Genomic DNA, 18,686 nt, shown 5'->3' with positions numbered 1-18,686 from the left:
TCACGTTAATCCAGTGCTTTGATCCACGATCGAAACCCATACAGGAAGGACCATGCAGATTTCAGGCAGCGCGCTGATTGGCCAGCGCAGCGTTGCGGGCGAACCCGCTTTCCACGCGATCAATCCAGTCAATGGCGCGCTACTCGAACCCGCATTCGCGCGCACCTCGACGCAGGATGTGGCGCTCGCGTGCGAACTCGCTGCGCAGGCATTCGACACGTACCGCGAGACTTCGCTTGAACAACGGGCAACGTTTCTCGAACGCATCGCCGCGCGTATCGTCGAACTGGGCGACACGCTCGTCGAGCGCTGCGTCGCCGAAACCGGTCTGCCGCGCGCGCGCATCGAAGGCGAGCGCGGGCGCACCGTTGGCCAGTTGAAGCTGTTTGCAGACGTGGTGCGCGCCGGCGACTTCCTCGGTCTGCGTATCGACCCGGCCCAGCCCGAGCGCAAGCCTGCGCCGCGCGTCGATCTGCGGATGCGCCAGATTGCGCTCGGACCGGTCGCCGTATTTGGCGCGAGCAATTTTCCGTTGGCGTTTTCGGTCGCGGGCGGCGACACGGCATCGGCGCTGGCCGCTGGTTGCCCGGTTGTCGTGAAGGCGCATCCCGCGCACCCCGGCACATCGGAACTGGTCGGCCGCGCCATCCAGCAGGCGGTGCGCGATTGCGCGCTGCCTGAAGGCACGTTCTCGCTGGTGTTCGACGATGGCATCGGCGCAGGCGTCGCGCTGGTCGAGCATCCGCACATCAAGGCCGTGGGCTTTACCGGCTCGCGCGCGGGTGGCACGGCGCTCATGCAGATCGCCGCGCGCCGCCCCGAGCCCATTCCCGTTTATGCGGAGATGAGCAGCATCAACCCGGTCTTGCTGTTGCCGCATGCGCTGGCTGCTCGCGCTGATGCGATCGGTCAATCGTTTGCCGCCTCGCTCACACTGGGCACGGGCCAGTTCTGCACCAATCCCGGCCTGATCCTCGCTATCGACGGACCGGACCTGCAGCGCTTCATCGATTCAGCCGCCGCTGCGCTCGAAACGCTGCCCGCCACGACGATGCTCACGGCAGGCATTCATCGTGCGTATCAGCGTGGCGTGGAAAGCATGCAAGGCCAGCCGGATGTCCTGCAGGCTGGTGTGGGCGCCGCGCCGCGCGAGAACGGCGTGAACGCGGGCCGCGGCGCCTTGTTCGTGACCGATGCGGCCGTCTTCGCGCAACAGCCCGCCCTGCACGAGGAAATCTTCGGACCCGCTTCGCTCGTGGTGCGTTGCCCTGATGCAAACGCACTGCACGCCATCGTCGAGCAACTCGAAGGCCAGTTGACGGTTGCGCTCCATCTGGACGAAGCCGATCACGATCTCGCGCGCGCCCTGCTGCCGACGCTTGAACGTCGTGCAGGACGCGTGCTGGTGAATGGCTTCGGCACCGGCGTGGAAGTCGGTCACGCCATGGTGCATGGCGGACCGTTCCCGGCGACATCGGATGGCCGGTCGACGTCGGTGGGCAGTCTCGCCATCACGCGATTCCTGCGCCCGGTGAGCTATCAGGATATGCCGGATGCGCTACTACCCGCCGCGCTGCGTGATGGCAATCCGCTTGCCCTGCGACGCAGCCTGGACGGCGTACCGGCTTAAATTGCCCAGCGCCGCGCTCCGCGTCCATTGAGTTCGCGGGGCGCATTTTCCTCCTCCACTACCGGCAGCGCGCAAGTCGAGCACCATCATCATCGCGTCCTTGATGCGTTCCGATGGCCTAAATGACGTTGCAGACGCAACCGTTCACTCATACATCGCGCATATTTCAATACCGATATTGCTTGAGATAGCAGAGAGCTGAAAACAGCAGGACATTTCTGGTCTGAATCACGCATAAAAGCGCAAACGTTTTCATGTCTTTAAGCAACACACAGCTTTCGACACCCCTTCAGAAACACAGCTTGCTGCCGTAACCATGGACATAGTCACCTCGCCTACGGCGTTCGACCATGACAGGGAGTTCTATGCGCAGCAGCAAGCTATCTACCCGTTTGATAACAGGCTTCGCCCTCCTGACTTTCCTGCTGATTGCCGTGGCAGGAGTCGGTTTCTACGGTTTATCCACACTGAATAGCCGACTCGACGACATCGCACGGGTCAACAACACCGAATTGCGTCTCGCCAATGTGCTGAAGTCGTCGATTCAGGATCGCGCTATCGCAGTGCGTAATCTCGCGTTTATTCAGGATCACCAGGAACTGCTCGGTGAAGTCGATCGCATCCGAAAACAGGATCAGATCTACGCGGACGCCGCACGACAACTGCGCGAGATGTTCACGCGCGAACCCAGCACGAGCGACGCCGAGCGCAAGCTGATTGCCGAAGTCGACGCGCTTGAGGCGCTCGCCGTACCGCCGATGAACAAGGCCATCGATCAGGCCGTCGCAAGTGATATTGCAACGGCGACGCATACGATCATGACCGAGGCACGTCCTCCCCAGCGCGCATGGCTGGCGAAGGCGGTCGAGCTTGCGAATCACGAAGACGACGAAAACGTCAAGGCCCAGAAGGATGCAATCTCCACCTACCGCAATGTCCGCCTCCTCGTTGGCTCGCTGGTTGTACTGGCTGTGGTGGTCGCGGTCCTGACGGCAGTGATGCTCATTCGAAGCGTGCTGCGCCAACTGGGCGGCGAGCCCAGCGACGCACAACACATTGCAGGCGAGATCGCCGCGGGCAACCTGCTTGTGCCCATCAAGCTGGCGCAAGGGGACGAACACAGCCTGATGGCGTCGCTTGCCACCATGCGCGTGCATCTGAGCAGTATTGTTATGGACATCAAAACATCGGCGGAATCGATTTCACTGGCCGCGGGCGAGATTGCCCAGGGCAATCTCGATCTTTCTCAACGCACCGAAGAACAAGCGGCCTCTCTCGAAGAAACCGCAGCGAGCATGGAAGAGCTCACCGCGACGGTCAAGGCAAACACCGACAACGCGCGCCAGGGCAGCACGCTCGCAGCAACCGCATCGCAAACCGCGGCCGCCGGCGGCGACGTCGTCCACCGTGTGATCGGCACCATGGGGGATATTTCGTCGAGTTCCACCAAGGTCGCCGAAATTATCTCGGTGATCGAAGGCATTGCATTCCAGACCAATATTCTCGCGCTCAATGCGGCAGTCGAAGCCGCGCGTGCCGGCGAACAGGGACGGGGATTCGCCGTCGTGGCCGGCGAAGTCCGCACGCTCGCGCAACGCAGCGCCAGCGCCGCGAAGGAGATCAAGGATCTGATCGAGACGTCTGTGCTTCATGTGCGCACCGGCTCAGCGCTCGTACAGGATGCCGGCCAGACCATGAACGACGTGGTGCGCTCCGTTCAGCGCGTCACTGACATCATGGGCGAGATCGCTTCGGCGTCGGTTGAACAGACGACGGGCATCGAACAGGTTAATGTCGCGGTCACGCAGATGGACGAGGTCACGCAACAGAATGCGGCGCTCGTCGAACAGGCGTCTGCGGCTGCGCAGGCGATGGCCGATCAGGCGCAGACGCTGCGGGCGGCCGTGTCGATCTTCAGGACGGACGCGGCATTGGGTTCGGCCGCATCCGTGATGACCGACAACGCCAGGAGCGCAGCTGTGGCCGCGAAGCAGCCTGCAAGCGTCAAGCGAAACGCACGCGGCGAACCGTCATCGCGGGTCACATCCATGCAACCGGCTGCTACGCCGTCTGGATCGGACTGGCAGCGCTTCTAGTGACACCATCACACACTAAGGGATGCTTAGTGTTGCTCTCGAAGCTACGCTTTTTCAGCGATTGTCATCTTGTTTGCTACAGGCATTCGACTGATGATCGTTCCCTTGCGTGTCAGCGTCAGCGCCGTCGCATTGCCGGACGAGAAAGTCGTTATAGCTGCGATTGCGGATCCACGACGGCGCGCGACCTCGACCGGTCCACGTCGCGCCCGTGACCGGATCCTGATACTTCATCCGAAGCGGCCGGGTGTTATACGTGCCTCGCCGGTCGACACGCAACTGGTTTGGCACGAGATTAAAGAAGTTCATGACCTGCCGGATGTGCTCGACGGCGGCTTTCTGTTCCAGTTGCCAGGCGACCTTGATGCGTTCATCGAGCCGCGCGAGTTGCTGCTGCAACACTCTCACCTTGCTGTTCATGCTCTCTTTCCGTCGTACATGGCCTGGTTGGTGCAACGCACGCCCAGTTTTTTTGCCTTTTCCTGCGCCTCGCCTTCGCAGGCACGCTCGCTGGACCCCGGATGCAATGCAGGGACATCGCCCTTACATTCACATATCACTTGATATGTGAATGTAATAATATCCATTTGAAATTTAAATATCAACTGATATCCTTGCGGCCATGAATGCGGCCCCCTCCTCACCGCGGCTGAGCCGCGAAGAAAGTCGTTTGCAGACGCGAACACATTTGCTCGCTGCGGCGAAACGGTTGTTCGTGGAGCGAGGTTTCGGCGCTACATCGCTTAGAGATATCGCGGCCGAAGCGGGTTATACGCAGGGCGCGTTCTATTCGAATTTCGCGAGCAAAGAAGAGCTGTTCGTGGAGTTGATGCGAGAGCGGTCGAAGACGCAGGTCAACGACATTGCGCGCGTGCTCAGTGATCCCACTGCTTCAGCGGAAGATATATTGAGCGCGCTGGATATCTGGGCGCAGACACTGGACGCCGAGCCTGAGTGGTCTGTGCTGGGCGTGGAATTCAAGCTTCAGGGGCGGCGCAACCCCACATTTGCCACGGCCTCTGAAGCACTGCTTAACGCTCACCGCGATGGTCTTGCGTGGTGCATCACGGAAATTTTTGCGAGGCTAAAGCGGGTACCGCCGGAATCGCCGGCCGTGCTGGCCGCTTCATTCATGGGACTGTCTCAAGGACTCGCATTGCAGCGAACGATGCTTTCCGAGGTGCCCATCGGACACATGATCATGGTATTTTTGCGTGGCTTGATCGCCGCCGCGCCGCCAGTGCGCAGATCCTGAATCTTCTGGATGAGCTTCTCGCGCGAGAGTGAGTCGATTCGAGATTGCCACCATGATCCCCTCCCTTCGCTACGCCACGGCATTCGTCGTCAACGTGGTTTTGCCAACGGCGGCTTATCACCTGGCGCTGCCGCACGTTGGACTGATGGGCGCGTTGTTCGCATCGGCGCTGCCACTGATCGCGTGGATGGGTTTCGATTTCCTGCGGTTTCGCCATACCGACGCCTTGAGCGCCGTGGTGCTGGCCGGTATTACGCTATCCCTGCTGATACTCGCGTCGCAACCCGCAAACTGGCTGCGCGCCGCGCGCGAACCGCTCGTGAGCGGCGTCATCGGCCTGTTGTTTCTTGGCTCGCTTGCGCTGCGTCGGCCGCTGATGTTCTATCTCGCACGCTCGACGCTCTCCCGCGAACACAAGGGACGTGAAGTCGAATTCGACGCGATGTGGACAAGCCGTCCGGCGCTCGCGCGTTCGATCCGGCTCATGAGCGCAGTCTGGGGCATCACGCTCGTCGGCGAAACCGCCGTGCGGCTCTGGATCGCCAGCTCGGTGGATGGCGATGCGCATTGGCTTTCCCCATGCCTGCGATACGTCACGTATGGCGGCCTCACGGCGTGGACAATCGCATACCGCCGCCTCTACCTGAGGAAGCAATAAGCGCGGCGCGAATAGCGTGCGATGACCGTGCTACCCTCACTCCACCTCGTCGTATTCAAGTCCCGCAGACGCGCGCTCGCGCGGTCCCTTCGCCAGCTTTTCGCTCAGTCGGCGGATAAAGTCCTGCGCCGTCGCCGTCAACAAATCCTCGCTGGCATACGCGAGATACATGCCGATACGCGGCAACGGCTCTTCGACTTCGAGGAGTATGACGCGCCCACCTCGCTCACGCTCGGCCAGAAAAGGCCGGGCGAGCGAAGTCCAGATCGCGACGGCTTCCATGCGCATAGCGAGATCAAGATACAGATTCATCGACGTGCAGCGCATGATCTGGCGAGGAAGCGGCAAGCCGTGGCTTCCAAAAAACGTCGCGACGAATCCTGCTTCGTCGTCGGGCGAGTCCAGCACGAGCCAGGGTAGCGCATGGATTTCGGCAACGCTCAGCGTGCGTTTGCCGCCATAAATCGCGGGAATCGACAGCACGATGTCGAGTTCATAGAGCTTCAGCCACTCGAATGCAGTCGTGCGCGGCTCGCTGTATTGCGTGAAGATGCCTACGTCGATGGTGCCGTCGTCGAGCCCGTCAGCGATATTTTCGGCGCGCGACTCGATGATTTCGGGCCGCACGCCAGGGCGCGCGGCCACGAGTTCGAGCAGCGCATCCGAAAGTGCGCGCGTGGCAGCGGGCGGCGTGACCGCAACGGTCAGGCGGCCCGCCAGCTCGCCGCGCGCGGTGGCGGCGTCTTCGAGAATCCGTCCCACTTCGCGCTGCACGACCTGCGAGCGCTTGAGGACCTGATGCGCGAACGGCGTCAGCGTGGCGCCGCGCGCCGTGCGCGTGAGCAGCGGCAAACCCAGTTCGATTTCCAGCTCGCGAATCGAGCGACTGATCGCGGGCTGGGTCAGGAACAGGCGTCGCGCCGCTTCGTGCAGGCTCTTTGCTTCAGCGATGGCGCGTAGCGCCTCGAGTTGTCTCAGCTTCACGCGACCCTCGCTGGATATGCCCTGGATCCAGCAGCATAGCAGGCCAGATTACACGCCAAATTGAAGGCGAAAAATACGACCGCGTTTAAACGGATCGCGGCAGCGGCGGCTCGACGCCTTCGGGGATCGGGCACACGTAAGGCTCCTGCGCGAGACGTTCGTGCAGTTCTGTACGTGCCGCCGCGAGCAGCAGCGCATTGGTGAACAGTTCGAGCGCCGTGGCGGCCATGGTCTTCGAGGCGAGCACCATGCCCTTGTGCGCAACGCCGCTCTTGCCTTGTGCCACCCATTGCCACGAATGCGGCGAGGTGCCAAACGCGAAGCACGCCGTCATGCACTGCACGGTTGGCGTCACCCAGCTCACATCGCCGACGTCGGTTGAACCATGCATCTGTGAAGGTCGATCATTGTCGAGCGCGTCGATGCGATCGAACAGCGCTTTCGGATCGCGCCACGCGGCTTGCAACATTCGTCCTGCCATTTCGATTTCGTCGGTGCGCGTGGTGCGATGCATCGAATCAGCGAAATCAAGCTCCTGGCGCGTATAGTCGGGGGCACCCAGTTCCACCAGCTTGGCCTGCATCAGCTCATTGAGCGTGTGATTGCGCAACAGGTTTGAACAGGCCGAATGCACGTCGATTTCAAGCTGGCAATCGGTCATCAACGCCGCGCCGCGCGCGATATTGCACACGCGTTCGTACAGCTCGTTCACGTCGCGGTTGCGCGGCGCGCGGATCATGTAGAGCGCGCTGGCATTCGGCTGTACGACGTTGGGCGCGATCCCGCCTGTATCGGTGATGGCATAGTGCACGCGCGCATCGGGAATCATGTGTTCGCGCAGAAAGTTCGTGCCAATGTTCATCAGTTCGAGCGCATCTAGCGCGCTGCGGCCCAGATGAGGCGAAGCGCCCGCATGCGCCGCCACGCCCTTGAAGCGGAAGTACGCCTGCTTCACCGCGAGACTTTCCAGATTCATGATCGTGTTGGCAACGCCGGGGTGCCAGGTAATTGCGGCAGACACATCGTCGAACAGGCCCGCGCGCGTCATATAGGTTTTGCCCCAGCCGCCCTCTTCGGCAGGGCAGCCGTAGAAGCGCACGGTCCCCTCAATCCCCGCGCGTTCCAGTGCGTCCTTGACCGCGACGGCGGCAAGGTGCGCGGCAGTCCCCAGCAAATGATGGCCGCAACCGTGGCCATTGCCGTTGGCAATCTCATTGGATGGACAACACGCGAGCGCAAGACTCTCCTGGCTGAGGCCGGAGAGCGCATCGAATTCGCCGAGTATCGCGATCACCGGACCGCCTGAACCGGCTTCAGCAACGAACGCCGTCGGGATTCCCGCCACGCCCTCGCGCACGCGAAAGCCCTCCGATTTCAGCAGCGCGATATGCGCGGCCGCCGATTGCTGCTCGTGATAGCCGAGTTCCGCATATCGCCAGATATCGTCGGACAGGGTCACGTAGCGCTGCTTGTTGCTTTCGATGAAATCGTCGACAAGTTCGATCGACATTTTGCTCTCCTGATAGTATCGACTGCGTGAGGGGACCGGGCGCTGGCGCGATTGCGTCAGAACGTGTGCGTCATGCCCAGCGTGATGCTCGAAAACGTGCGGCCTGGCGCGGTAGAGGGCGAGCCGCTGTCGTAGTTGTAGGTGACGCTCGAATGCGGGCCGTTGCGCATCATGCCCAGACGGCCATAGAGCGAAGTGCGCTTTGAAATGAAGTGGTCGATGCCAAGCGTGCCGCCATAGGCGTAATCGCCGGAGATCGTCGTATCGCGCATCGCCGCCGAAGCGCGTAGCAGATCGACGCCCCACCACTTCTGGATGCCAACCAGATACAGATCGGCAATCGCGCTCGTCGACGCTTGCGGCACATAGCGGATATACGCACCCTGCGCGATAAAGGGACCAACATCGAACAGCACGCTGGCGAGGTAAGTGTCGGTGCGTTTGCCCGGCGCGCCGTTGGCCGTGCTGCTGCAATCGCCGCTCATGCCCGGATCACACCAGCCCTGCCCGAATGCCGCCGAAATCACCACGCGACGCCCGGCATACGAAATCATCGCCGAGCGCTGATGCACGGCCGGCCCCACGTCCTGATCCTGCTTGAACGAATAACTGAGGTCGATGCCGATGTGGCCGATGCGCGGCGATATATAGCGAATCGTGTTCGGCAGACGGCCGAGCGCATCGCTGTTCGCGCCCGTGCCGAGATCGGATGTTCCCAGCAGATACGTGTACGCCGACTCATGCGCGGGCCCAAGAAACGGATCGGCGCCCAGCGCGGCCGCGCCGCCCGACGTGTATTGGCGGCCGAACGTCACCTGCCCATAAAACGGGTTCTGCATGCCGACATACGAGGCGCGATTGAACATCGAGGTCGAATCCTGCGTCGCGCCCGTGTTGGCCATGAAGCCGTTTTCCAGCCGAAACAGCGCACTCCAGTGATTGCCCAGATACTCCTGGCCATAAATGCCGAACTTCGACGTCAGCGCGCCGCCCGACTGCACGCGCACGACGCCCTGCGAGCCGCCGCGCGTGTAGTTGAGGCCTTCGTCGACCGTGCCGTAGAGCGTGACGAAGGTGCTCTGCGGTGCGACGCCGAGCGTTTGCGGCCCAAGGCCCGTGCCCCAGAAGGCGAACGTCGATTGCAGCTGCGATCCGGTGATCGTCGTCGACGTGGCGGCGTCGGAAGGCGAGCCAGGCGAAACCTCGGCGAAAGCGTGCAGGCAGGTGCCCGTGGACAGCGCGGCGAAGAGCGCGGGCAAGGTGCGTTTCATTCAGGAACTCCGCGGAGGTGTTGGGAGAAAGGGAAACGGCGAAAGCACGAACAGCAGGAATTTCAGGGCAAGCGACGCCCTGCCGCTCGCAAAACGCGAGCGCGCAACGACGCAACAGAAAGAAACGGTCGAATGAATCAGGAAGCATCCGGAGCCGCTGCAGTCAGGCTCCGGCGCATGAAGTCATGGGGCGCGTGGCCGTGACTCGGGCAAGCTCAAAATTGCGCACACGGTCACGACGCCACAGACCATCATGTAGAGCGCAAGCGACATCGGATTGCCGGTCTTCGCGAGCAGCCAGGTGACGGCGAGTTGCGCCGTGCCGCCAAACAACGCCACGCCGATGCTGTAGATCACCGAAAGTCCGCTCGCACGCACGCGCGCCGGGAACATCTCCATCAGCAACAGCAGCAGATGCGCGCCGCCAAGACTGCTGATGGTCGTCAGCACGGCGATGATCGCCAGCGCAAGAGGCACGCCGGGATGGGTGGTCATGAGTGCGATCGCCGGATAGATCAGCAGCGTGGTGAGTACGATCGACGCGAGCGCCATCGGTTTGCGTGCGCGCATGCGGTCGGCCAGTAGCCCGGACACGAGACACATCACCACCATCGTCGCGCCCGATACGCAGCCGGCCATCAATGAGAGCGACGTCGGAAGGTGGAGCACGCGCACGAGGAACGTGGGCATGAAGAACACGACGAGATACATACCCACCGTGCTCGCGACGATCGACAGCACGCCGCGCACGATCTTGCTCTTGTGCGTGGAAAAGAGTTCGGTGAGCGGTTGTGTTTCGTGCGCGCCGTTTTCCAGTGTTTCGTCGAGATGTCTGCGGATATAGAGGCCGACCGGCGCAATCAGCAATCCGAGCAGGAAGGGCACACGCCAGCCCCAACTTTCGAGCGAAGCGGTGTCGAGGGTTGCGTAAAGCGTCGCGCCGCTGAGCGCACCGATCACCGCCGCGCAGCCCTGGCTCGCGCCCTGCCAGCCAATCCGGAAGCCTCGCGTGCCGAAGCCGCCCGACTCCATCAGCATGGCCGTCGATGCGCCAATCTCGCCGCCCAGCGAGAAGCCCTGCAGCATGCGCCCGCCAACGACCACCAGCGTGCCCCACGTACCCGCCATCGCGTAAGTCGGCGCAAGCGCAAGGCAAAGCGTGCCGCCCACCATCAGCGCGATCGTCAGCGTCATCGCAGCCTTGCGGCCGCGACGATCGGCGAAGCTGCCGATCACCAGCGCCCCGAGCGGGCGCATCACGAAGCCAATGCCGAAGGTGCCGACTGCGAGCAGCAGCGAGCCGTACGCGCTATCGGCGGGAAAGAACAGCTTGCCGATCAGCATCGCGAAGAAGCTGTAGACCGTGAAGTCGTACATCTCCAGCGCGTTGCCGATCGAACAGGCGGCGATCGTGCGCACATGAGGACGCGCCGGCATGGCGAGGGGCGTTGCGTCCACGGCAGGCGTTGCCGGCAGGCTCACAGGATTCATGGGGCGCTCTGATGTTGGCTGGGGTTGTCTTGGTTGAATCGAGTATTCGTTCACCAAAAACATCCGCCAAATCACTTTTTCTTAGCTTGATAACTTTTTTGCATCACCCCACGCTCAAGCTGGAACCCGCAATATCCGCAACGCCTACCGCACCCGCACCACCGGCTTGCCACCAAAATTGCGCAACCGCAGATCGTCCAGAAACTGCGCCAGAGCCTCGAATGGTCGCACCACCCGTTCCTGCGGCTGCAAACGTGCGTGCGCGAGCGCCGCCAGCATCTGCTCGCCGGCTGTACGCAACAGCAACCACGCTTCGTCATCGCCGTGCTGGTGCAGCGCGCCCAGCGCGACTTCGTGCATCGACAAAGTCAACCCGAACGGATCGCACGGCCACTGCGTCACGCGATCCTGAACGCAGACCAGATGACCATTGGCACGCAACGCGCCAGCCATGCGTGCAGCGTGATCGCCGCTGACCGCATCGATCACCGCGTAATAGCGGCGACCGCCCGTCCATGCGTCTGCATCGGCCAACGGCCCGCCGATGCAGTCCGCCGCGCCCAGCGCGCGCAAGCGATCGCCATGGCGCGCGTTGGCCATCGCCGTCACCACGAAGCCGCGCGCCGCCGCGAGTTGAACCAGATACTGGCCGACTGCCCCGCCCGCGCCGCTGATGAGCAGCGGCTGCCCCGGCCTGACCGGCACTTTCTCGATCGCGAGCCATGCCGTCAGCGCCGGACACGGAAAGCTCGCAGCGGTTTCGAAATCGAGCGCGTCGGGCATGCGCAACAGCGCTCGCGCATCCACGACGCTGTGCTCCGCGAAGCTGCCGTCGCGATGCAGGCTGGTGTGCCAGGCCACGCGACGGCCCAGCCAGTCCTCCGAGACGCCCGCACCCAGCGCGATCACCTCGCCCGCGCCGTCGACGCCGGGCACGTGACCGGGCCGCCAGTCCACCAGTGCGCCGCCGAGCACTTTCCAGTCGACCGGGTTCAAGCCAATCGCGACATTGCGCACCAGCACCTGGCCGGCGGCGGGAACCGGCACGCTCACATGCTGCAGTTTCAGCGCGAGCGGCGATGCGCTGCCCTGCCAGGTCCAGGCGCGATGCTCAGCCCGCGGCGTGGCATGCATGGCGGAATCGCTCACGATTGATACGCCCCCGCCGAATAGGTCAGCTCATAGCTATGGCTGTAAATCTCGACGATATTGCCGAACGGGTCTTCCATGTAGACCATGCGATACGGCTTCTCGCCCGGGAAATATTCACGCACCGGCATGCGCTGCTTGCCGCCCGCCGCGACGATCTTTGCCGCCAGGCCCTCGACGTCCGGGTCCTGGACGCAGAAGTGGAAAACGCCGGTTTTCCAGTACTCGAAATTGTTGTCGGGCTTCTGCGCATTGCGGAACTCGAAGATCTCCACGCCGATGCGGTCACCCGTCGAAAGATGGGCAATGCGGAACGAACCCCAGCCCGCGCCGAACACATCCGTACACATGACGCCGATGGCGCTGTCGTCTTCGGTGATCGTGGTCGGCGGCATGATCAGATACCAGCCCATGACGTCGCTGTAAAAGCGCACGGCCGCGTCGAGGTCGGTTACCGAAAGGCCAATGTGGGAAAAGCTGCGCGGGTACGGGCGCACATTCGCGCGAAGATCAGAGAGGGAAGCGGGTTGTGACATGACGGATCACTCCGGAATAGTGGATTCCTCAAGCGTAGCGCCGCTCTAACCAAACATGATCTAATGCTTCCTTATCTATTCGATAAGAATTCGTTATGCTCAACCCTCAGTGGCTGCGTTCGTTCGCCGCGGTGGCGGAACTGGGCGGCTTCACGCGCGCGGCCAATCAATTGGGGCTGACGCAGGCCGCAGTGAGCCAGCACGTCCAGCACCTCGAAGCCCAATTGGGGCCGCTGCTGATCCGTCGCGGTCGCCAGCTGGAGTTGATGCCCGCGGGCGTCGCGCTGCTCGCCTATTGCAGCGAAGTCGAGCAGGCGCACAAGCGGCTGCAATTGCAGCTATCCGATACCACGATCGACAGCGGTGAGGTCAGCCTCATTACGCCAGGTAGCGTGGGGCTGGCGCTGTATCCGCTGCTGCTGGATCTGCAGCAGGCGCACCCGGGACTCGTGATCCGTCATCGCTTCGCGCCCGACCCGGAAACGCGTGAAGCCGTGCTCGACAAACGCTACGAACTGGGCCTCGTCACCTTGCGCCCCGACAATCCGCGCCTCACCGCAGAGCCCTTCGCCGAAGAGCCGCTGGAACTGGTCGTGCCCGGCGGCGAGCAAGTGAATGACTGGGCCGATCTCGAACGGATCGGCTTTATCGACCATCCCGACGGAAAGGCAATGGCCACGCGCTTTCTGTCCCGCCATTTCCCGGCCAACCCGGGCGTGAGCACATTGCCGCTACGCGGCTTCAGCAACCAGATTTCGCTGATCCTGGCACCGGTTGCGCGCGGACTGGGTTTCACGGTCATTCCTCGCCATGCACGCGAAGCGTTCGCGGATCAGGACGCGATCCGCGTAATCGGATGCGCGACGCCGGTGGTCGATACCTTATGGCTGGTCCATCGCGCGGAGTGGCCGCTGTCTTCACGCGCGACCTGGGTGCTCAAGCAGCTTCACGAGCGGCTAATGAGCAAGGCCGCCTAGCGCCTCAGCACTGCGCCCATTCAGAATTTGTGCACGAGGCCCACGCCGATGCCGCGCGTATCCGTACCAGGCGTCAGCGCGAGACCCGAGTACGCCGTACCTGCCAGCGTATAGGCCGCCTGATGCCGGTTCTGGATAAATCCGGCAGCGGTGTACAGCTCGGTTGCCTTGGACAACGCATACTCGTAAAGCAGACCGATTTCCTGGGCGTTATTGCCTTCGCCCGTCCGATCGCGCACGTAGCCGTACATCAGCGAACACAGCACAGCCGGCGAGAACTGGTACGAATCCGATATCTGATAGACGTCGTGCTGCATGTATTTGGGCGTATTGGTCAGACGCTCCGTGTGGTAAGCCAGCCAGACGCGGTTAGACCCGATCGCATAAGACGCGCCCGCGTTGAATACCGTGAACACCGCCCCAGGGCCCGCCGCCGCGCCGCCAGTCAGCGTGTAGCTGCCACCCGCTCCAACGCCTGGCTCGTCGCCCCGTTCGTAACCGGCCGCGACATTCAATGGTCCGTTGGTGTATTGCACGACTGCATTGTAGAAGCCGATGCCATTCCCGCCGCCACTGCTGGAATCGCGCAACGCCACCATGAATTTGGCATTCAGCCCGCCGAACGTTGGCGTGTAGTACGAAATCCCATTGTTTGCGCGGATAATCAGACCGTTGAAATTGTTCATCGGCGAAGCAATGCTCTTGACCCAAGAGGGGTCCATCGCCGCCTGAAGCACGTCGTATTGCGGGGAATTCTGCAAGCCAAAGCGGACTTCGCCAAAACCGCCTGACAGTCCAACATAGGCGAGACGATTGAAGGCATCGGCCGGATTCGTCGCGGCTCCCGATTGCCCGGAAAAAGCCTGTTCGAGCTGGAAATTGACGTGGATTCCGCCGCCAATATCCTCGCTGCCCTTGAAGCCGAAACGCGTTGCAAACAGTCCGCCAGGCACGGCGCGGACAGCCGAATTGCTGCCGCTCGAACTTTGATAGACGATGCCATTGTCGATCACGCCATAAAGCGTCACCGACGACTGCGCAAAAACGGGGGAAGCGGACACGCTGTACAACACTGCGCCCGATGCGAGAGTGACCAGTCTTTTCATACAACATCTCCATCTTTATACGCATCGAAAAGCCGATGCTTTTATCTCTGCTTTTATCGCTGCTTTTTTATCTGTATATCTAATCAATTGTCACTGCGCGACAGTGGCGACGCAGCTTACAGAACTTCAATGAATGAAAACATCGACAAGGTTAATGTCGACAAAGGCCGAGGGTCCATGCATAAAACGGAGATTGGGTGGCATTTTTTGCAGCGTGGCCCGGCGGGGTAAACCAGTATCGCCAGCGCGGACAATCGCTATACTTCTCGCCACTTCGCCCAGCGCACTACGACATGAATCACCACGAACCCCATATCTTCGATCTCGAACGCTGGGAACAGGCAGCCAGGCCCGTCGTATCGATGGCGAAGGACTATCCCGTGGGCTACGCGGTCCAGTGGCATCGGCATCCGCGCGGACAATTGATCTATGCGAGCGCTGGCGTCATGCATCTGCGCACGCACGACGCATGGTGGTTGCTGCCGCCAATGCGCGGCGTCTGGATGCCGCCGGGCGTCGAACATTGCATGCTGGCGGCGACGCCGGTTTCGCTGCGCTCGCTCTATGTGAACGTGAGTGCTTTTTCGCAAGCGTTCGATGAACACCCCGCGGGAATTACAGTTTCGCCGCTCTTGCGCGAACTCCTGCTGCGCGCCGCGACCTTCAGCGTGGACTACCCCGACGACAGCTTCGCGGGGCGATTGCTCACGCTGGCTTTGGAAGAAATGCGTAGTTCGTCCGAACATGGCCTGCACCTGCCAACCGGACGGGACCGGCGTCTGGTAAAACTTTGCGAATCGCTGATCGACGATCCAGGCGATGCGAGCACGCTCGCCGAATGGTCGGAGCGCGTCGGCGCGACGTCTAGAACGCTCGCGCGCCTTTTCCAGAGCGAAACAGGTATGTCGTTCGCCGTGTGGCGACAACAACTGCGGATCGTTGGCGCCGTGCCGCGACTGATCGCCGGCGAGCGCATCGGCGACGTAGCGGCCAGCCTCGGCTACAGCACGCAAAGCGCCTTCACGGTCATGTTCAAACGCGCGACCGGCAAACTGCCGAGCGACTATCAAGTCTGATCGTCCGTCTCTCGACAAATGACGGCGCGCCCTGTGGAGTGCATACACGGCGATTGGTCGAGAATCACATGCCTGTTCAACGACGTTTTAGCGACAAGGCATGTCGAAACAACACTCCGCATCCCGCACCTGGCTGGGCCTGATTCTGGCTTCGACTTTCCTGCAGGGCTCATCGTTTGTCAGCACGAAAATCGTGCTCACCGATATCACGCCGCTTTGGGCCGCAGCGCTACGCTTTCTGGTGGCGGCTTTATCGCTATTGCCTCTCATGTGCGTCAGCATGCGTCGCCAGAAACTCCGCCTGCGCGATCTGCCGTGGACGAAGCTGTTCATCATCGGTTCGCTGCAAACCACCGGAGTCATGGCGTTCCTGAACCTCGGGCTCATGTCGACGACACCGTCGACTGCGGCAATCCTGATGGCCAGCAATCCGCTACTGGTCGTGATACTCGCCCGCGTCGTCCTGCGCGAAACACTATCGGCGAGTTCACTGGGCGGCCTGGTGCTCGCGTTTATCGGTGTGGTCATCTGCATTGGCGTAACGCGCACCAGTCATTCCGTCAACTCCGGAGATTCGGGCCACGGCGAATGGCTCGTGGCATTGGCATCGGCATGCTGGGCCGGTTCGACCGTGCTCAACAAGCGATTCAATCTCGCCTTGTCGGCGTGGGTTCTGACCTTCTGGCAAATGCTGATTGGTGCGATCCTGCTCGCGCTTCTTGCCGCGTGTTTGGGGCCGTCCCTGACGCTTCCCACAACGGCATGGCACTGGGCCGCGTTTGCGTGGCTCTGCATTCCCGCTTCGACCGTGGCAATGGGACTCTGGTTTGCAGCGTTGAAGATTGGCGGTTCAGTTCAGACCAGCGGCTTTCTTTTTCTTTGCCCGTTGTTTGCAGCGCTCATCGCATTCGGCGTAACGCATCAATTGCCGTCTGCACATGAAATAGCGGGCGGCGTCCTGATAGGCATGGGTCTCTATCTGCTGTCGAAGCGGCACGGCCCAAAGTCGCCCGGACAGCGCGCCGCTCAATACAACTGATGTCACGCAGGAGTCGACACACGCCCTTCACGTTCGAGCCAGGCGCAGAACAAGCCGACCAGTTCATCGTCGGCCTTCTCGTTGGGCACATACATGCAATAACTGCGCGATGCCAAACGCGGCGCGTCAAACGGCGCGACCAGGCGGCCGGCGGCGAGATCGTCGGCAACCAGTGCGGTAGGCCCCATCGCAATGCCTATTCCGTCGATAGCGGCCTGCAAGGTCAGATAGAAATGGTCGAACGTCAACGTGGCCGCGGGCTGGAGCGAGGGAATGCGCGCGCTCGACAACCAGTCGGGCCACAGCCGCGGCAGGCTCGACGTATGCAGCAAGGTGTGCTGCCGTAAATCCTCGGGCGAATTCAGCGGCACGCGCTGCAAAAGCGCGGGACTGCACACCGGAAGGCGCTCCTCGGACAGGAAAGGCCGCATCGAATAGCCGTAGAACGTGTCCGGCCCACCCCGGATAATGACATCACAGTCCGCCTCCAGGCTCTCCAGCGGCTCGTTCGACGTATCCACCTTGACCTCGACGTCGGGATGTTGCGCACGAAATTTCGCCAGCCGAGGCACCAGCCAGCGCAACGTGAAGGTCGCGAGCGCGCTCACGGTCAACGTGCGCGATACGGCTTTGGGCACGCCGTATCGTGCAGTGGCCAGCGCAAACCGCTCGAACAAGGGCCCGATTTCCTCCAGATAGATCTTCGCGGCTGGCGTCAGCGCCACATGCCGGTTGTGCCGCTCGAACAGCGCTGCGCCGAGCCAGTCTTCGAGCAGACGCACCTGCTGGCTCACCGCGCCGGGCGTGACGTGCAGTTCGATCGCGGCTTCCTTGAAGCTGCCGAGTCGCCCCGCCGCCTCGAAGGCACGCAGGGCATTGAGCGGAGGCAGAACCGGCTTCATTCGAAATAGTTTATCTAACGTGAAAGCGCAATTTATCTGGTTTGTCATGGGCTTACAAGATAGATATTCTTCCGACTGCCGCAATCGCCAACGTTCCCCACTTTCTGCCTGAAATCCCATGCTCAGCTATACCGGCGGCATCGTCCTCTTCGCCGCCATTCTCCATGCGAGCTGGAACGCGATGCTTCATGGCAATCGCGACCGGTTCCTCTCGATGACCTGGATGAGCATCGCCATTGGCGTGGTCGCCTCATTCGTTATCCTGATCAATCCCTTGCCTGCCCGCGCCTCATGGCCGTATATCGCTGCCTCGGGTCTCGTGCATATCTTTTACAACGTGAGTCTCGTGCGCTCGTACCGGCGCAACGATCTGGCGCTCGCCTATCCCATTGCACGCGGTTCGTCGCCGCTGCTGGTCACGCTCGGCGCGGCATTGTTCGCGCATGAGGCGATCGGACCTTTGCACGCGCTGGGTATCGTGATGATCTCGGGCGGCATCATGGCCATCGCATTGCTCGGGCGTCATGTATCGCGTAGCGGCGCGCTCGCCGCGCTCACAACCGGAGCGACGATTGCGCTGTACACGGTGATCGACGGTATGGGCGTGCGCGCGTCCGATGGACAATCTATCGCCTATACCGCGTGGATGTTCCTGTTCTACTGGCTGATGCCGGTGCTCTTCATCGCGGTGCGTGGATTCGCACCGTTGTGGAAGCCTGTGCGCACCGAACCGCTCTCGATCGTCTCGTCGCTCGCTGGCGGCCTCGTGTCGATCGCCGCATATGGCATCGTGATCTGGGCGCTGCAATCCGGTGCGATGGGCACGGTATCGGCGTTGCGCGAAACCAGCGTGGTGTTTGCGGTTCTTATCGGACGGATGGTGCTGCAGGAAGCGGTGAGCGGAACGCGCTGGCTCGCGTGCGTGGTGGTCGCGGCAGGGGCGGTCTGTCTGGGGCTTTGAATGCCGGCGGCGGCGAGCGCTACATCGCGCCTGCCGCCGCTCAAC

Annotated in this window: 17 protein-coding genes; 8 read left to right on the top strand and 9 right to left on the bottom strand. The window is 61.9% G+C overall.

All coding sequences use genetic code 11. From position 1 onward, the window contains the following. The first annotated feature begins 52 nt into the window (after positions 1–52). A complete protein-coding gene (locus tag F3J17_RS01875) occupies positions 53–1,630 on the top strand; it encodes an aldehyde dehydrogenase (NADP(+)) (RefSeq protein WP_167053232.1) in 1,578 nt (525 codons plus the stop codon). A 365-nt stretch (positions 1,631–1,995) separates the two neighbouring features. Further along, a complete protein-coding gene (locus tag F3J17_RS01870) occupies positions 1,996–3,726 on the top strand; it encodes a methyl-accepting chemotaxis protein (protein ID WP_167054418.1) in 1,731 nt (576 codons plus the stop codon). Between the two features lie 54 nt (positions 3,727–3,780). Here the strand turns inward: F3J17_RS01870 and F3J17_RS01865 are convergent, their stop codons facing one another. Next, positions 3,781–4,146, bottom strand: coding sequence for an H-NS histone family protein (locus F3J17_RS01865; RefSeq protein ID WP_167053230.1), 366 nt, complete (start codon positions 4,144–4,146; stop codon positions 3,781–3,783). Between the two features lie 202 nt (positions 4,147–4,348). Here F3J17_RS01865 and F3J17_RS01860 point away from each other — a divergent pair, with 202 nt between their 5' ends. Together F3J17_RS01860 and F3J17_RS01855 are read left to right on the top strand one after the other, a co-directional pair. Then, a complete protein-coding gene (locus F3J17_RS01860) occupies positions 4,349–4,981 on the top strand; it encodes a TetR/AcrR family transcriptional regulator (protein WP_167053228.1) in 633 nt (210 codons plus the stop codon). A gap of 52 nt (positions 4,982–5,033) precedes the next feature. Further along, positions 5,034–5,639: a VC0807 family protein gene (locus tag F3J17_RS01855; protein WP_167053226.1), complete on the top strand. Its 606-nt coding sequence runs from the start codon at positions 5,034–5,036 to the stop codon at positions 5,637–5,639. 36 nt (positions 5,640–5,675) lie between these two features. On the opposite strand, the gene F3J17_RS01850 is transcribed toward F3J17_RS01855, so the two are convergent. The 6 genes from F3J17_RS01850 to F3J17_RS01825 form a co-directional block, all read right to left on the bottom strand. Then, positions 5,676–6,623, bottom strand: a complete 948-nt coding sequence (locus tag F3J17_RS01850; RefSeq protein ID WP_167053224.1) for a LysR family transcriptional regulator — start codon at positions 6,621–6,623, stop codon at positions 5,676–5,678. 85 nt (positions 6,624–6,708) lie between these two features. Further along, a complete protein-coding gene (locus tag F3J17_RS01845) occupies positions 6,709–8,133 on the bottom strand; it encodes a M20 family metallopeptidase (RefSeq protein WP_167053222.1) in 1,425 nt (474 codons plus the stop codon). Positions 8,134–8,189: 56 nt separating this feature from the next. Beyond that, positions 8,190–9,404 carry a porin gene (locus F3J17_RS01840; RefSeq protein ID WP_167053220.1) on the bottom strand — a complete coding sequence of 405 codons (1,215 nt, stop codon included), beginning with the start codon at positions 9,402–9,404 and terminating at the stop codon, positions 8,190–8,192. Between the two features lie 183 nt (positions 9,405–9,587). Then, on the bottom strand, positions 9,588–10,895 hold the full coding sequence (locus F3J17_RS01835) for an MFS transporter (RefSeq protein ID WP_167053218.1): 1,308 nt from the start codon (positions 10,893–10,895) through the stop codon (positions 9,588–9,590). 144 nt (positions 10,896–11,039) lie between these two features. Continuing rightward, positions 11,040–12,044 carry a zinc-binding dehydrogenase gene (locus F3J17_RS01830; protein ID WP_345891110.1) on the bottom strand — a complete coding sequence of 335 codons (1,005 nt, stop codon included), beginning with the start codon at positions 12,042–12,044 and terminating at the stop codon, positions 11,040–11,042. After that, on the bottom strand, positions 12,041–12,580 hold the full coding sequence (locus tag F3J17_RS01825) for a lactoylglutathione lyase family protein (RefSeq protein WP_167053215.1): 540 nt from the start codon (positions 12,578–12,580) through the stop codon (positions 12,041–12,043). The genes F3J17_RS01830 and F3J17_RS01825 overlap by 4 nt, the downstream gene beginning before the upstream one ends. Before the next feature lie 95 nt (positions 12,581–12,675). On the opposite strand from F3J17_RS01825, the gene F3J17_RS01820 reads away from it, so the two are divergent. After that, positions 12,676–13,557 (top strand): LysR family transcriptional regulator, encoded by an 882-nt coding sequence (locus F3J17_RS01820; RefSeq protein ID WP_167053213.1) that lies wholly within the window; start codon positions 12,676–12,678, stop codon positions 13,555–13,557. Positions 13,558–13,577: 20 nt separating this feature from the next. On the opposite strand, the gene F3J17_RS01815 is transcribed toward F3J17_RS01820, so the two are convergent. Beyond that, positions 13,578–14,663 carry a porin gene (locus tag F3J17_RS01815; RefSeq protein WP_167053211.1) on the bottom strand — a complete coding sequence of 362 codons (1,086 nt, stop codon included), beginning with the start codon at positions 14,661–14,663 and terminating at the stop codon, positions 13,578–13,580. Positions 14,664–14,956: 293 nt separating this feature from the next. Here F3J17_RS01815 and F3J17_RS01810 point away from each other — a divergent pair, with 293 nt between their 5' ends. Both F3J17_RS01810 and F3J17_RS01805 read left to right on the top strand, forming a co-directional pair. Further along, entirely contained in the window at positions 14,957–15,739 is a 783-nt protein-coding gene (locus F3J17_RS01810; protein ID WP_205194583.1) for a helix-turn-helix transcriptional regulator, read from the top strand. A gap of 100 nt (positions 15,740–15,839) precedes the next feature. Then, complete coding sequence (locus tag F3J17_RS01805) at positions 15,840–16,778, top strand: DMT family transporter (protein ID WP_167053209.1); 939 nt, start codon at positions 15,840–15,842, stop codon at positions 16,776–16,778. Positions 16,779–16,780: 2 nt separating this feature from the next. Here F3J17_RS01805 and gcvA read toward each other — a convergent pair whose 3' ends face one another. After that, a complete protein-coding gene (gene gcvA / locus F3J17_RS01800; protein WP_167054412.1) occupies positions 16,781–17,680 on the bottom strand; it encodes a transcriptional regulator GcvA in 900 nt (299 codons plus the stop codon). A 118-nt stretch (positions 17,681–17,798) separates the two neighbouring features. On the opposite strand from gcvA, the gene F3J17_RS01795 reads away from it, so the two are divergent. Next, entirely contained in the window at positions 17,799–18,641 is an 843-nt protein-coding gene (locus F3J17_RS01795) for a DMT family transporter (protein WP_167053207.1), read from the top strand. The last annotated feature ends 45 nt before the right edge of the window (positions 18,642–18,686 follow it).

The sequence above is a fragment of the Burkholderia sp. Ax-1719 genome (genome assembly GCF_011753055.1).
In the GTDB taxonomy this organism is placed as follows: domain Bacteria; phylum Pseudomonadota; class Gammaproteobacteria; order Burkholderiales; family Burkholderiaceae; genus Paraburkholderia.
The sequence above is the reverse complement of the archived record's forward strand: the minus strand, read 5'-3'. Positions and strand labels throughout refer to the sequence as shown.

Coding starts and splice junctions, on each gene's coding strand:
- gcvA (WP_167054412.1), bottom strand. CDS start 17,680: ATGAAGCCGGTTCTGCCTCCGCTCAATGCCCTGCGTGCCTTCGAGGCG.
- F3J17_RS01815 (WP_167053211.1), bottom strand. CDS start 14,663: ATGAAAAGACTGGTCACTCTCGCATCGGGCGCAGTGTTGTACAGCGTG.
- F3J17_RS01835 (WP_167053218.1), bottom strand. CDS start 10,895: ATGAATCCTGTGAGCCTGCCGGCAACGCCTGCCGTGGACGCAACGCCC.
- F3J17_RS01840 (WP_167053220.1), bottom strand. CDS start 9,404: ATGAAACGCACCTTGCCCGCGCTCTTCGCCGCGCTGTCCACGGGCACC.
- F3J17_RS01875 (WP_167053232.1), top strand. CDS start 53: ATGCAGATTTCAGGCAGCGCGCTGATTGGCCAGCGCAGCGTTGCGGGC.
- F3J17_RS01865 (WP_167053230.1), bottom strand. CDS start 4,146: ATGAACAGCAAGGTGAGAGTGTTGCAGCAGCAACTCGCGCGGCTCGAT.
- F3J17_RS01805 (WP_167053209.1), top strand. CDS start 15,840: ATGTCGAAACAACACTCCGCATCCCGCACCTGGCTGGGCCTGATTCTG.
- F3J17_RS01810 (WP_205194583.1), top strand. CDS start 14,957: ATGAATCACCACGAACCCCATATCTTCGATCTCGAACGCTGGGAACAG.
- F3J17_RS01860 (WP_167053228.1), top strand. CDS start 4,349: ATGAATGCGGCCCCCTCCTCACCGCGGCTGAGCCGCGAAGAAAGTCGT.
- F3J17_RS01795 (WP_167053207.1), top strand. CDS start 17,799: ATGCTCAGCTATACCGGCGGCATCGTCCTCTTCGCCGCCATTCTCCAT.
- F3J17_RS01855 (WP_167053226.1), top strand. CDS start 5,034: ATGATCCCCTCCCTTCGCTACGCCACGGCATTCGTCGTCAACGTGGTT.
- F3J17_RS01820 (WP_167053213.1), top strand. CDS start 12,676: ATGCTCAACCCTCAGTGGCTGCGTTCGTTCGCCGCGGTGGCGGAACTG.
- F3J17_RS01845 (WP_167053222.1), bottom strand. CDS start 8,133: ATGTCGATCGAACTTGTCGACGATTTCATCGAAAGCAACAAGCAGCGC.
- F3J17_RS01870 (WP_167054418.1), top strand. CDS start 1,996: ATGCGCAGCAGCAAGCTATCTACCCGTTTGATAACAGGCTTCGCCCTC.
- F3J17_RS01825 (WP_167053215.1), bottom strand. CDS start 12,580: ATGTCACAACCCGCTTCCCTCTCTGATCTTCGCGCGAATGTGCGCCCG.